This is a genomic window from Streptomyces sp. NPDC004065 (assembly GCF_044903565.1).
GTDB lineage: Bacteria > Actinomycetota > Actinomycetes > Streptomycetales > Streptomycetaceae > Streptomyces.
This window is the reverse complement of the sequence record NZ_JBJDQT010000035.1, coordinates 19523-33827: the sequence shown is the minus strand read 5'-3', so window position 1 is coordinate 33827 and position 14305 is coordinate 19523. Positions and strand designations below refer to the sequence as shown.

Sequence of the window (14305 nt, the reverse complement as noted above, 5' to 3'; positions counted from 1 at the left end):
GCCCGGCCTTCCGGGGACAGCGCGGCCCCGCTGCGGGGACCTGGAGGAAGACGAAGCTCGCGTTAGCAGACGTAAGGGGCCATCGCCCCATCTCACAGCGATCGCCGCACACCGGCAATCCATCAAACTTTCACATAATGCTTTGCTAAAAGTCCAGGTCAAGACAGCTTGTACACACGTTGCCGGACGTGACTATGATCACGACTGAGCGGTACAACCTTTTACTTCCTGGACTTCCCGCGCGTTCCGGTGTACGGGCGCGACACGCCGCCGGACACGGGTCCGCGGCGGCGGTGCGGGCCGGCTCAGTCGCCCGGCAGACGGTCCCAGTCGGACAGGGTGAGCCCGGGTTCCGGACGCTGCCGGTTCACCAGGACCGAACCGTCCGGGGCGACCGCCGCCACGACGACCCGGCCCAGCCCGTCCAGAGCCAGCCCCGGAGTGCCGACGCAGGGCACCCCCGTGTCGGTCCACCACAGTCCGCCGGACTCCCCGCCGGTGCCGCAGACGCCGAGCACGGCTGTCCCGGTACGCCCACGGTGGGCCAGGAGCGTGCAGTCGTAGCCGTCGATGGTGGCACGGAGCGCGGCGTGGGGCCCCTCCCCCGGAGCCCCTCCGGCGGGGAAGGACCACTCGCCGGGCCGCTGCACATGGACGCCCGTGCCGCTCTGCTCGGACCAGTACGCGGTGAACACCCCGGGAGCGGTTTCGAGCAGCGCCGCCGAGCCGGGTGCCGGAGCGGGCGTCAGGTCCTGCGCCCGGCGCAGGACTTCCCCGGGCCCGGTCTGCACCCAGCGCATGACCGACCGGTTCCCCGGTGCGAGGAGTTCCACCAGGCCGGCGGAGTTGGCCGCGGCCGCCGGCCCGCCCGCGACCGCACCGCCGCGCAGGTCCTGCCAGGCCTCCCACGCCCCGCTCCTGGACTCACGCCGGAGCATGACCCCGCCGGGGCCGCCGGAGACGAAGACGTAGACCGTGCCCTGCCCATCGACGGCGGCGGCGGGCACGCCGAGTGTCGCGGCCTCCTTCGGGTCGCGGTACGGGTTGCCCAGCGAACGCCACTCCCCCAGCGTCCGGCCCGACTGGTACTGCACGGCGTAGACCAGGTCGACCTGGGGCGCGCCCTGCGCCGGCCGCCTCTCCCGGCGCCCGAGGAAGTGCACGTAGCGATTGGCCCCTTGGGCGACGGCGAGGCCGGTCAGCCCCTCGGCGGGGAAGAAGTCCGGCCCGCTCCACAGTCCGCTGCCGACCGCGCTCTCCGTCCAGCGGTGCACGCCGCCCTCCACGAGCGCGTACACGGCGAGGCGGCCGTCGTTCCCGCGCAGCAGCCAGGTCCCGGTGGCCACCGCCGTCACGGCCGCCCGCCGGGGCCCGCCCCCGGCCTCGGCACCGGCGCGGGTCCGCCGGTCCACGGCCTGCGCACCTCTGCCGCGCATGTGTGCCGCCCTTCCCACCCCAGGCCCGTCGCCCTCGAATGACTCCAGAAATCGCCACATCATATGCACGACCGAACAAGCGTCCCCTGGGGCCGCCCGGGCCGGGAGGCCTCCGGTCACCCCCGCGGACAAGGACCCGCGCAAGCGAACCGAGCCCCGCGGACGGGCCCGTTCACCACCCTCCCCAAGGAGAAGAACGGGGCACATCACTCATACATGTGCTCGAGTACATGTCTATAGTTTCGATACCAACCAAATGTCAGCCGAGCAGCACCGACCCGGCCCCTCACGGGAGCGGCCTGCTGCCCATGCCCCTTTGGGCACGAGTTGCGAGGACCCCGTGAGCCACGACTTGAGCACCCCTGTGCCGCCTGCTCCTGACTCCCCGCCCGAGCGCGGCGACCGCAGAGCGCGAAAACCGAAGAAGAAGCGACGCACCGGCCGGATCGTGCTCCTCTCGCTGCTCGTTGTCGTGCTCGCGCTCGGCGGCACCGCCTACTGGCTCTACAGCGGTCTCGACGGCAACATCAAGGGAGTCGACATCGACCGGGCCATCGGCGACGACCGCCCGGAGAAACTTCCCACTTCGGGGCAGAACGTGCTGATCCTGGGGTCCGACTCCCGGGCCGGGGCCAACGCCGCACTGGACGCCGGCAAGGTCTCCGGCGCCCGCTCGGACACCGCGCTGGTGATGCACATACCCGAGGGCCGCACCAAGGCCGTCGCGGTCAGCATCCCGCGCGACACCCTGGTGACCCGGCCCGAGTGCAGGAAGTCGGACGGCTCCACGGTGCCCTCCGCGAAGCGTGTGATGTTCAACTCCATCTACTCGCAGGTCGGTCCGGCCTGTGTGGTCAAGACGGTGGAGCAGATCTCCGGGGTCCGCATGGACCACTACGTCGAAATAGACTTCGCCGGCTTCAAGGGGCTGGTGGACGCCATCGGCGGGGTGACCGTCGACGTGCCGCAGGACATCCACGACAAGTCCAGCGGCTTCAACCTCTCGGCGGGCCCGCACCGGCTGGACGGCACGCAGTCCCTGCAGTTCGTCCGCACCCGGCACGGCATCGGCGACGGCAGCGACCTCGGACGCATCGGCCTGCAGCAGCAGTTCATGCTCGACCTGCTGAGCGAGATCAAGAAGCAGGACCTGCTGGGCAGCCCGACCAAGGCGTACAAGATCGCCGACAAGCTGACCGCCGCGCTCACCACGGACTCCGAACTCGCCTCGCTCACCAAGCTGGCGGAGTTCGGCCGCAGCCTGAACGGCGTCGACCCCGCGAACATGGAAACCGTCATGCTGCCGGTGGCCTACGACAAGGTGGACCCGAACCGCGTGGTGGCCGCCGAGCCCCAGGCGACCCAGCTGTGGAAGGCGATCCGCACCGACTCGGCCATCCCCGAGTCGGCGAAGAAGTCCCCGGCCCACGGCGGGACTTCCTGAGCGACGCCCCATGGGCGCGGTGCGGCGGTTGACCCGCCCACGGGGCGCCGACCGCCACGGGGTCGGCGCCCCCGCCGACGATGCGTTGCGGGTACGGCCACTGTCCGCCGCCTCCGGCCCCTGCCGTGGTCGGCGGTCGACGGGCGCCGGGCCCCGCACCGGCCGCGGAAGGCGCACGGCCGTGGGAAGCTGGGCAGGTGGAGAAGGGCGAACCTGAGCACAGGGGGCAAGACCGGCACACGTCGCCGGCCATGCCCCTGCTCGTCGTGGACGGCGCGAACGTCGTCGGGTCCGTGCCCGACGGGTGGTGGCGCGACCGGCGCGCGGCCGCGGAACGGCTGCGGGACCGGCTGGTGGCCTACGCGGAGTCGGGAGTGCCCGGGTGTCCCGGGCCGCTGGAGGTCGTCCTGGTCGTGGAAGGCGCGGCCCGCGGGGTGGAATCGGTGCCGGGGGTACGGGTGGAGTCGGCGCCCGGCAGCGGCGACGACCACATCGTCGAACTGGTCCGGCAGGCGGCCGGCGCCCGCCCCGTCCTGGTCGTCACCGCCGACCGCGAACTGCGCCGCCGGGTCACGGCCCACGGAGCGGACGTCACCGGCCCCCGCGCGGTACGCCCCTGAGGCCGCGGACGCGACGCCCGCACACCGCCGCGGCCACACTCGCCGCACGAGCACGCCCGCGGTGCCCTGCGCCACTGACGCGCCCACGCGGCGCAGGGCGCCCCGGAACGCCAGCCGCGGCACACCCGCGCCGGTACGACAGCCCATGGCGCACCCGCGCCGCCGCGCCGACCTATGGCAGCGCACACCGCAGCGACAGTCCGCGCCGCGCGGGCGTTCCGGTACGCCCGTCACGGCGCACCACACCGGTGCGGCCGCCGCACCCGCACGCCCTGGTGCGACCGACGGCGACACGCGCGCCGGTACGACAGGCTCACGGCCCATAGGCCCCAGGCGCCACGGTCCATGGCGCACCGCGCCTTGGTGACGCGACGGCCGAGTGCACACCGGTGCGGCCGTACCCGCCGCGCCTGGGCGCGATCCAACGGGCGGACGCCACCGCCGCGCCCGCCAGACCGCGCTCACGGCGCCCGTCTCACGCGCCCTGCTCCCCCCGGCCGGGGGCGCGTCGGGCCTGCACCGGGGCGGTCGTAGCCGTCGCGCCCCGCGCGTGATGCGGTCGCCCGCGGCGCGCACCCGGGCCGGGGCTACAGTCCGCGCACGCCCGCGCCGTGCGGCCCTCCGCAGCGGCACGCACAGCGCCGCGGCCGCCCGCGCGGCGCGAGGCCGCCGCCGCGACGGTCCGCGCCACCCCGCGCCCCGAGCGCGACCCGCCGTACCCGCCTGCCGATGCGGGGCCGCCCGCGGCGCCAGGGCGCCGGTGGGACGGTCAGCGGCGCACCCGCGCCGGGCGACGCTCCCCGGCACACCCGCGCCCCGGCGCGACACGAGAGGCGGGCGCCCGCCCGCCTCGGAACCCGCGACGGCGCGCCCGCCGGACGGCACTCGAAACGGCGCGCCCGCCACACCCCGCTCGGGCGGGGCCGGCGCGCCCGCCGGACGGCACTCGAAACGGCGCGCCCGCCCCACCCCCGCTCGGGGCCGGCACGCCCGCCGCTCAGGTTCAGGCGCTCAGGTGCTTCGCCGCCTGTTCCGGCTGGGCCAGGCGGCTGTGGGAGCGGCTGTAGACGAAGTAGACGACGAAGCCGATCGCCATCCAGATGGCGAACCGCAGCCAGGTCTCGGCGGGCAGGTTGAGCATCAGCCACAGCGAGGCGAGGACGGAGAGGACCGGCACCAGCGGCACCAGGGGGGTGCGGAAGGAGCGGTGCAGGTCCGGGCGGGTCCTGCGGAGGATGATCACGCTGATCGCGACGACGATGAAGGCGAAGAGCGTGCCGATGTTCACCAGCTCGGCCAGCTCGCTCAGGCTGGTGAAGCCCGCCACGACGGCGATGACCACGCCGAGCAGGATCGTCGGCCGGTAGGGCGTGCGGAAGCGCGGGTGGGTGTGCGAGAAGAAGCGGGGCAGCAGGCCGTCGCGGCTCATCGCGAAGAAGACCCGGGCCTGGCCGAGCAGCAGGATCATGCACACGGTGGTCAGGCCGATCGCGGCGCCGAAGCTGATCAGGCCCGCGAACCACGGGTGGCCGGTGGCCTTGAAGGCGTCGGCGAGCGGGGCGTCCACCGACAGCGCGCTGTACTTCTGCATGCCGGTCACGACGATGGAGACGGCGACGTACAGGGCGGTGCAGATGACGAGGGAGCCGAGGATGCCGCGCGGGACGTCGCGCTGCGGGTTGCGGGTCTCCTCGGCCGCGGTGGCCACCACGTCGAAGCCGATGAAGGCGAAGAAGACGACGGAGGCGGCGGTGAAGATGCCCATCACGCCGAAGTTGGACGGCGCCCAGCCGAACATGAGCTGGATGAGGGGCGCCTTGAGGTTGCCGCCCGCCTCCTCGGCCTGCGCCTTCGGGACGAACGGGTCGTAGTTGGCGCCGTCGACGAAGAAGGCGCCCGCGATGATCACGACGAGGACCACGGCCACCTTGATGGCGACGACGATGGAGGTGACCCGGGCCGAGAGCTTCATGCCGACGACGAGGATGGCGGTGAGGACGAGGACGAGCGCGGCGGCGAGGATGTCGAAGCCGAAGCCGGAGGCGGCGTCACGGCCGCTGAGGTACTCGGGCAGATGCCAGCCCGCGTTGTCCAGCAGCGAGTGGATGTAGCCGGACCAGCCGACGGCGACCACCGCCGTGCCGAGCGCCAGTTCCAGCACCAGGTCCCAGCCGATGATCCAGGCGGGGAACTCGCCGAGCGAGGAGTAGGAGAAGGTGTACGCCGAACCGGCGACCGGGACGGTGGAGGCGAACTCGGCGTAGCAGAGCGCGGCGAGTGCGCAGACCACACCGGCCACGACGAACGACAGGGACACCGCGGGGCCGGCGTTGTTCTTCGCCGCCGTGCCGGTCAGGACGAAGATGCCGGTGCCGATGATGACGCCGACGCCGAAGACCGTCAGGTCCAGAGCGGACAGGGACTTTCGAAGAGCGTGCTCCGGCTCCTCGGTGTCCCGGATGGACTGCTCGATGTTCTTCGTCCTGAAGAGCGTGCTGCTCACGGCCCTACCTCCCCTGCTTGTCGTCCTCGTTCATGGCTCGACATGATCGAGAGGGCTGGGGATGCGTATGCCCCGGCACTGGCAGGTTCACGCAGCCGGGCCGGTTCCGCCACCTGTGGAGGGGGCGGAACCGGCCCAATGGGTTCCCCGGTGCGGGGGCGCCTCAGTCGCGTGCGGGCTGCACCGAGTCGACCTCGTCGGCCGTGCGCTCCGCGGCGGTCCCGCCCGGGCGCAGCCGGGAGTGGAGCGAGCCGTCGAGCTGGGAGACGAGGCCGGTGACCTGGCGGGCGATGTCCGGTGCGGTCAGCCCGATCTCCGCCATGACCTCGGCGCGGGAGGCGTGGTCGAGGAAGCGGGGCGGGATGCCGAAGTCGCGCAGCGGTACGTCGACGCCGGCGTCCCTGAGCGCCTGGGCGACGGCCGAGCCGACGCCGCCCACGCGTGAGTTGTCCTCGACGGTGACGACGACCCGGTGCCGCTCGGCGAGCGGGGCCATGGCCTCGTCGACGGGCTTGACCCAGCGCGGGTCCACGACGGTGGTGGAGATGCCCTGCTTGTCCAGCAGGCCGGCGACCTCCAGGCACATGGGCGCGAGCGCGCCGACGGAGACCAGCAGCACGTCCGGGCGGTCGGTGCCGGGCTCGCGCAGTACGTCCATGCCGCCGACGCGTCCCACGGCGGGTACGGCGGGGCCGACCGCGCCCTTGGAGAAGCGGACCACGGTCGGGGCGTCGTCGACCTCGACGGCCTCGCGCAGCTGGGCGCGCACCTGGTCGGCGTCGCGCGGGGCGGCCAGCCGCAGTCCGGGGACGACCTGGAGGATCGACATGTCCCACATGCCGTTGTGGGAGGCGCCGTCGGTGCCGGTGACGCCGGCCCGGTCCAGGACGAAGGTGACGCCGCACTTGTGCAGGGCCACGTCCATCAGCACCTGGTCGAAGGCGCGGTTGAGGAAGGTGGCGTAGACGGCGAAGACGGGGTGCACACCGGCGTGGGCGAGGCCGGCGGCGGAGACGGCGCCGTGCTGCTCGGCGATGCCGACGTCGTAGACCCGGTCGGGGAAGGCCTTGGCGAACTTGTCCAGGCCGACCGGCTGGAGCATCGCGGCCGTGATGGCGACGATGTCCTTGCGCTCCTTGCCGAGCTTGACCATCTCGTCGCCGAAGACGCTCGTCCAGTCGGCGCCGGAGGAGGCGATGGGCAGCCCGGTGTCGGGGTGGATCTTGCCCACGGCGTGGAAGCGGTCGGCCTCGTCCTGGAGGGCGGGCTGGTAGCCGCGGCCCTTCTCGGTGAGGCAGTGCACGATCACCGGGCCGCCGAAGCGCTTGGCGCGGGCCAGCGCGGACTCCAGGGCCTCGATGTCGTGGCCGTCGATGGGGCCGACGTACTTCAGGCCCAGGTCCTCGAACATGCCCTGCGGGGCGATGAAGTCCTTCAGGCCCTTCTTGGCGCCGTGCAGGGTCTCGTAGAGCGGCCGGCCGACGACCGGGGTGCGCTCGAGGACCTCGCGGGTGCGGGCCAGGAAGCGCTCGTAGCCGTCGGTGGTGCGCAGGGTCGCGAGGTGGTTGGCCAGGCCGCCGATGGTGGGCGCGTAGGAGCGCTCGTTGTCGTTGACGACGATGACCAGGGGGCGGTCCTTGGCGTCGGCGATGTTGTTCAGCGCTTCCCAGGCCATGCCGCCGGTCAGGGCGCCGTCGCCGATGACCGCGGCGACGTGGCTGTCCCGCTTCAGCAGCTGGTTGGCCTTGGCGATGCCGTCCGCCCAGCCGAGCACGGTGGAGGCGTGGCTGTTCTCGATGACGTCGTGCTCGGACTCGGCCTGGGACGGGTAGCCGGACAGGCCGCCCTTCATCTTCAGCCGGGAGAAGTCCTGCCGGCCGGTCAGGAGCTTGTGCACATAGGACTGGTGTCCGGTGTCCCACAGGATCTTGTCCCTGGGCGAGTCGAAGACCCGGTGCAGGGCGATGGTCAGCTCCACCACACCGAGGTTGGGGCCGAGGTGGCCGCCGGTCTTGGAGACCGCCTCGACGAGGAAGGTCCGGATCTCCTCCGCCAGCTGGTCCAGCTCCTCCAGGCTGAGCCGGTCCAGATCGCGCGGTCCCCTGATGCGGGTCAGCAGCGGCACCCGTGCCTCCTTGCAGTAGAGCTGATCGAGCTTTCGACGGGCCAGACGAGTCTAATGTTCCGGTCTGACGGCCGGTGCGCGGGCGGTGCCTCGCGGGTCACGCGAACGGCCGCACCCCGGCCGGGCCCGTTCACGGCACGACCGTGCCCGGCACCGCGAGGGTGCCGGGCACGGTCGTGCGTGCGGGGGTCGGTGCTAGGCGCGGCCCGCCGTCTTCTGGGTCTTGCGGGTGACCGCGTCGATGACGACGGTCGCCAGCAGGACGCCACCGGTGATCATGTACTGCACCGGGGAGGCGATGCCCTCCAGGGCGAGGCCGTACTGGATCGAGACGATCACGAGCACGCCGAGGAGCGCGTTCCAGGTGCGGCCGCGGCCGCCGAACAGGGACGTACCGCCGATGACGGCCGCCGCGATGGCGTTCATCAGCAGGTCACCGCCGCCTGCGCCCTGGTTGGCGGAGGCGATCTTGGAGGCGATGAACAGGCCGCCGATCGCGGCGAACGTACCGGAGATCGAGAAGACCGAGATCCGGACCAGGTCCACGTTGATACCGGCACGGCGGGAGGCCTCGACGCTGCCGCCGAGGGCGAAGACCTTGCGGCCGTAGGAGGTGCGGCGGAGCACGAAGTCCGTGACCACCAGGACGGCGACGAAGATCACCACGGCCAGCGGCAGACCCTTGTACTGGTTGTAGACGATCGCCACGGCGAAGGAGACGACCGCCAGCAGCACGGTGCGCAGGACGGTTTCGCTCAGCGGCTTGGACGGCACGCCGGCGGCCTCACGGCGCCGGTTGCCGAAGTAGGCGCTGAGGAAGTACACCACGGTCACCACGGCGGCCAGCCCGTAGGCCGCGGCCACGTCGGAGAAGTAGTAGCTGGTCAGCTTGGCGACCAGGCCGTCGCTGTTGAGGTTGATCGTGCCGTTGTCGCCGAGGATCTTCAGCATGAAGCCGTTCCAGAACAGCAGACCGGCCAGGGTGACGGCGAACGCCGGCACACCGATCTTCGCGAAGAAGAAGCCCTGGATGGCGCCGGCGACCGTGCCGGTGAGGATGGCCAGCACAAAGGCCAGCACCTCGTTCATGCCGTGGGTGATGTTCAGTACGGCGAAGGTGGCGCCCGCGACACCGGAGAGGGAACCGACCGACAGGTCGATCTCGCCGAGCAGCAGGACGAACACGATACCGACGGCGATCATGCCCGTGCCGACCATGGCGACGGAGATGTCGGACAGGTTGCCGGCGGTGAGGAAGTTGGAGTTCAGGCTCTGGAAGATGACCCAGATGACCACCAGGCCCACCACGACCGGGAGGGAGCCCAGGTCACCGGCCTTGATCTTGCGCTTGAACTCGGAGATGTAGCCCGCGAAGCCCTGTTCGCGCACCAGCAGCCGGGGGTCGACGGCGACGTCGGAGCCGCGGGCCGCCTCGGGGTTCTCCACGACGTTGTCGGGGGGCGTGGAGGTCTTGTCGATGCTCACTTCTTGATCTCCCCATTGGTGCGCGCCGCACGACGGGTCACGGCGTTGTCCGTGGCGCCGGTGATGGCGGAGATGATCTCTTCCTGCGAGGTCGACTTGACCTCGAAGACGCCGTTGTTGCGGCCCAGGCGCAGCACGGCCACCTTGTCGGCCACGGCCTTGACGTCGGCCATGTTGTGGCTGATGAGGATCACGGCGTGGCCGCGCTCCCGCAGCCGCTCGACCAGGTCGAGGACCTGGGCGGTCTGCTCGACGCCCAGTGCGGCGGTCGGCTCGTCGAGGATCACCAGCTTGGGCTCGCCGAGCATGGAACGGGCGATGGCCACGGTCTGGCGCTGACCGCCGGAGAGCGAGGCGATCGGGATACGGACGCTGGGAATGCGGATCGACAGCTGGTCCAGCAGCTCACGCGAGCGCCGCTCCATCTCCACCTCGTCCAGGACGCCGCGACGGCGGATCTCCCGGCCCAGGTAGAGGTTGCCGACGACGTCGATGTTGTCGCACAGCGCGAGGTCCTGGTACACCGTCGCGATGCCCAGGTTCTGGGCGTCGTGCGGCTTGTTGACCTGGACGGCCTTGCCTTCCCATTCGATGACGCCCTCATCGATGGGGTGCACGCCGGCGATCGTCTTGACCAGCGTGGACTTTCCGGCGCCGTTGTCGCCGACCAGGGCGACCACCTCACCGGCGTGGACCTCAAGCTCTACGTCGGTGAGCGCCTGGACGGCACCGAACCGCTTGGAGACCCCGCGCAACGCCAGCACGGGCGTAGCGGACACGTGAACCATCTCCTTCGCCGCCTGACCCGGCGGGAGGTTGTGCAGAGAGTTTGGGGGATGTTCCGTCCGGCGCCCCGCCACGAGCTTGCGGGGCTGTCTGATACGCGGGGCGCCGGAGGAGCCTAGGGCGCCTGGGGCTTCCCGCCAGGGGAATTCAACCGTGAACTCCCCTGGCCGGAAAGGCGCTGACCGTCGATTACTTCAGACCGATCTTGTCGCAGGCGGCCTTGTACTGGCCGGTGCAGATCTCGTCGACGGTGTAGACGCCGTCCTTGACGACGGTGTCCTTGATGTTCTCCTTGGTCAGCGAGGTGACCGGCACCAGCACCGAGGGAACGCCCTTGGTGGTGGGGCTGTCGACCTTGTCCTTGGCCACGGAGTCGAGCGACTTGCCCTGGGCGAGCGCGACGGCCATCTCGGCGGCGGCGTCGGCCTCGGGGGCGTACGGCTTGTAGACGCTCATGTACTGCTCACCGGCGACGATGCGCTGCACACCCGCGAGCTCGGCGTCCTGGCCGGTGACCGGGACCTTGATGCCGGCGGCCTTGAGGGCGGTGATGATGCCGCCGGCCATGCCGTCGTTGGCGGAGTAGACGCCGACGATGTTCTTCTTGCCGATCGCGGAGATCGCGCCCTCCATGTTGGAGTTGGCGTTCTCCGGCTTCCACTCCTTGGTGTCGTACTCCTTGCCGACGTTCACCTTGCCGTCGAGCACGGCGTGCGCGCCCTGCTTGAACTGCGCGGCGTTCGGGTCCGTCGAGGAGCCGTTCATCATGACGATCTTGCCGGACTTGGCCTTGGAGCCCAGGGCCTTGAGCAGGGCCTCGCCCTGCGTCTTGCCGACGGTCACGTTGTCGAACGAGGTGTAGGCGTCGATCGGGCCCTGCGCGAGCCGGTCGTAGGCGACGACCGGGATGTTGGCGTCCTTGGCCTTCTGCACCGAGTTCTTGATGGCGGCGGCGTCCACGGCGTCGACGATGAGGACGTCCACCTTGTTGGTGATCATCGTCTCGACCTGCTGGTTCTGCTGGGTGGCGTCCTGCTTGGCGTTGGCGTAGACGACCTTGCCCTTGTTGTTCGTCAGCTCCTTGATCTTCTTCTCGATCAGCGGGCGGTCGAACTTCTCGTAGCGAGCGGTCTGGTTCTCCGGCAGCAGCAGGCCGACGGTGATGGCGTCGCCCTTCTTCTCCCCACCGGAGGAGTTGGAGGAGCCGCCACTCGACTCCTTGGCGCTGCCACAGGCAGCGAGCGAGACGGCCATGGCACCAGCAGCAACGGCGACGGCCGCGCGACGCATACGCGTGTTCACTTCTCTAAACCTCCCTGACGAGGCCGCGTCGTTGCGGCCGAGGTGGCTGGAAGTCAACTCGGCCACACGTGCGACGTCAAGAAGTAAATCCTTAACGAGATGGCAACGGTGCCATCCGTTCTCTAAGTGAAGGCGGGGGCGGCCATGGCGAGGGTGCCGTCCAAAAGGGTCGAATCGCCCATCTCGCTGAGCGCCAGGGCGAGCGCCCCCAGCACCTCCGCACGGCCCCCGAGCGCCCCCGGGAGGACGGACAACTGCCGCGCCGCGCTGGGGATGGCGTAGCGGCCCACGGACTCCCTGATGGGCCCGAGCACCAGCTCACCGGCCTCCGCGAGATCACCGCCGAGGACCACCCTGCTGGGGTTGAGGAGATTGCAGAGATTGGCGACTCCACTGCCGACGTGGCGGCCGACGTCGGCGATCACCCGACGACAGCCCGGGTCACCGTCCCTGGCCAGCCGTACGACGCCCTCCATGGTCAGATCGGTGCCATGACTGGGCTGGAGCAGCGGCAGCACGTACCGTGCGGCCGTGAAGGTCTCCAGGCACCCCCGGTTGCCGCACCGGCAGACCGGGCCGGACTCATCGAGTGTAATATGCCCGATTTCTCCTGCTGTGCCGCCGGGTCCCCGGTAGATCTTGCCGTCGATGACCAGACCGGCGCCGACACCACTGGCGATCTTGATGTACGCCAGGTCGCGCACGCCCCGGCCACTGCCCCAGACCAGCTCGCCGAGGGCGCCGAGGTTGGCGTCGTTGTCCACGTGCACCGGCACGCCGAGCCGCCCCCGCAGCTCCTCGGCGGGCTTGATGCCGGTCCAGCCCGGCAGGATGGCCGTGGAGCCCAGCGTGCCGGACTCGACGTCGATCGGGCCGGGCACGCCCAGACCCACCCCGGCGACCTTGGACGGATCCACCCCGGTGGCCGCGATCAGCCGGTTGACCAGCTGTTCCGCCCGGTCGAAGCCCTGCGTCGAGGAGGCGTCCACATCCAGCGGCTCGGACTCCTCGGCGAGCACCTGGTGGGCGAGGTTCCCGATCGCGACCCGCAAATGCGTATGGCCGAAATCGACCCCGATCACGATGCCGGCGTCTCCGCTCAGGGACACGCTGCGCGCCCTGCGGCCACCCGCGGAAGTGGGGGTGACCTGGACTGTTCCGCCGTCCTTCAGTTCTCGCACGATATTGGAGACCGTCGCCGCGGACAGGCCGGTGGCCCTCGCGATCTCCGCCTGGGTGAGGGATCCGGCCAGGCGCACGGCACGTACGACCCGCTCCAGGTTTGCCCGGTGCAGCGACGACTGCGACCCTGGAGTCTCCACGACGACCTCCTGAGCGCGGGGCCGCTTCGGCGAGGCCCCGTCCATGTCCAACTAGTGAACTCTAAGCTGAGCCGTTCGGGTCGCCTCCCGTCAAGAGGTTGAACCGTATCCGGGTCCTTGGACACATATACGAACCCGTGCCCTGTACACGTGTACGGCGCGCGTCCGCTCCCGCTCCCACCCTGTCCGCGCCTGCGCCCTCGCGCCCCGGCGTGCCCTCCGCACGGGCCGTACGCGACGCCCCGCACACACACCCGCGCCGCTCCCGCCAAGCCCGGGAGCGGCGCGGGTCCGGCAGGTCCGCCGGACGGTCCGTGGGCGCGTCGCCTCAGCTCGTCACTTCAGCGTCGCCGAGGTCAGGCCCGCCTGCACCTGGCGCTGGAAGGACAGGTACACCACCAGCATGGGGATCATCGCGATCGTCACGCCGGCGAAGAGAACGGGCAGGTCGGAGGCGTACCCCTGCTGCTGCTGGAGCTGGATCAGCCCCTGGGTGAGCAGATAGCGCTCGGGGTCGTCGCCGCTCTGCGGCTGCATCAGCACGGTGGGCAGGATGAACTGGTTCCACTGCCCCAGTGTGTTGAAGATCCCCACGCTGATCAGGCCCGGCTTGGCCATCGGCAGCATGACCTGGAAGAACGTCCGGGTGTGCGAGGCGCCGTCGAGGATCGCCGCCTCGAAGACCGCCGTGGGCAGGGTCCGGAAGAAGGCGTGCATGAAGAACACCGTGAACGGCATCGAGTAGGCGATGTAGACCAGGACCAGACCCTGGTAGGTGTTCAGCATGTCCAGGCGCTTGACCATGAAGAACAGCGGGACCAGCGCCAGGAACACCGGGAACATCGCGCCCGCGACGAAGAAGTAGTACAGCAGCCGGTTGCCCCAGAAGCGGTAGCGGGCCAGCACGTACGCGGCCATGGAGCCGAACAGCATGGTCAGCGGGACGGAGAACACCAGGACGATCACGGTGTTCAGGAAGTAGTCGCCGATGCCCTTGTCCCAGGCGCGGCCGAACACGTCCAGGGACCAGTTGTGCGGCCAGCCGAAGGCCGACCCACCGATCTGGGCGTCGGTCTTGAAGGAGCTGATCACCAGCCACAGCAGCGGCAGCACGATCAGCAGGGCCCACAGCGCGAGGAAGCCGTGCGAGAAGACGTTGAGGACCACGCCTTCGCTGCGGGTGTCCCCGGGACGTGCGGGGGCCTTGCCCACCGTCCGTCCGGCCGGGGCGGGTCCCCCGGCGGGGGCGGTCTCCTTGAGGGGTGCGCTCATCGTCGTCTCT

At 70.7% G+C, this 14305-nt stretch carries 10 protein-coding genes; 2 read left to right on the top strand and 8 right to left on the bottom strand.

Features of this window, described 5'->3' with window-relative positions:
* Nucleotides 1–305: 305 nt before the first annotated feature.
* Nucleotides 306–1436, bottom strand: coding sequence for a hypothetical protein (locus ACI2LW_RS29320; RefSeq protein WP_404734258.1), 1131 nt, complete (start codon nucleotides 1434–1436; stop codon nucleotides 306–308).
* Between the two features lie 340 nt (nucleotides 1437–1776).
* On the opposite strand from ACI2LW_RS29320, the gene ACI2LW_RS29315 reads away from it, so the two are divergent.
* Together ACI2LW_RS29315 and ACI2LW_RS29310 are read left to right on the top strand one after the other, a co-directional pair.
* Nucleotides 1777–2880 (top strand): LCP family protein, encoded by a 1104-nt coding sequence (locus ACI2LW_RS29315; RefSeq protein ID WP_404734257.1) that lies wholly within the window; start codon nucleotides 1777–1779, stop codon nucleotides 2878–2880.
* Nucleotides 2881–3131: 251 nt separating this feature from the next.
* Nucleotides 3132–3500 (top strand): NTP pyrophosphohydrolase, encoded by a 369-nt coding sequence (locus tag ACI2LW_RS29310; protein WP_404734256.1) that lies wholly within the window; start codon nucleotides 3132–3134, stop codon nucleotides 3498–3500.
* Between the two features lie 1003 nt (nucleotides 3501–4503).
* On the opposite strand, the gene ACI2LW_RS29305 is transcribed toward ACI2LW_RS29310, so the two are convergent.
* The 7 genes from ACI2LW_RS29305 to ACI2LW_RS29275 form a co-directional block, all read right to left on the bottom strand.
* The gene (locus ACI2LW_RS29305; RefSeq protein ID WP_404734255.1) at nucleotides 4504–6003 is read right to left on the bottom strand and encodes an amino acid permease; all 1500 of its coding nucleotides are present in this window, start codon (nucleotides 6001–6003) and stop codon (nucleotides 4504–4506) included.
* A 163-nt stretch (nucleotides 6004–6166) separates the two neighbouring features.
* Complete coding sequence (gene dxs, locus ACI2LW_RS29300) at nucleotides 6167–8128, bottom strand: 1-deoxy-D-xylulose-5-phosphate synthase (protein ID WP_404734254.1); 1962 nt, start codon at nucleotides 8126–8128, stop codon at nucleotides 6167–6169.
* Between the two features lie 195 nt (nucleotides 8129–8323).
* Complete coding sequence (locus tag ACI2LW_RS29295; protein WP_404734253.1) at nucleotides 8324–9613, bottom strand: sugar ABC transporter permease; 1290 nt, start codon at nucleotides 9611–9613, stop codon at nucleotides 8324–8326.
* On the bottom strand, nucleotides 9610–10401 hold the full coding sequence (locus ACI2LW_RS29290; RefSeq protein ID WP_404734252.1) for an ATP-binding cassette domain-containing protein: 792 nt from the start codon (nucleotides 10399–10401) through the stop codon (nucleotides 9610–9612). Before ACI2LW_RS29290 ends, ACI2LW_RS29295 begins: the two co-directional genes overlap by 4 nt.
* Before the next feature lie 187 nt (nucleotides 10402–10588).
* On the bottom strand, nucleotides 10589–11689 hold the full coding sequence (locus ACI2LW_RS29285) for a substrate-binding domain-containing protein (RefSeq protein ID WP_404734297.1): 1101 nt from the start codon (nucleotides 11687–11689) through the stop codon (nucleotides 10589–10591).
* A gap of 134 nt (nucleotides 11690–11823) precedes the next feature.
* On the bottom strand, nucleotides 11824–13023 hold the full coding sequence (locus ACI2LW_RS29280) for an ROK family protein (RefSeq protein WP_404734251.1): 1200 nt from the start codon (nucleotides 13021–13023) through the stop codon (nucleotides 11824–11826).
* A gap of 336 nt (nucleotides 13024–13359) precedes the next feature.
* Nucleotides 13360–14295 (bottom strand): carbohydrate ABC transporter permease, encoded by a 936-nt coding sequence (locus ACI2LW_RS29275; protein ID WP_404734250.1) that lies wholly within the window; start codon nucleotides 14293–14295, stop codon nucleotides 13360–13362.
* Nucleotides 14296–14305 lie beyond the last annotated feature (10 nt).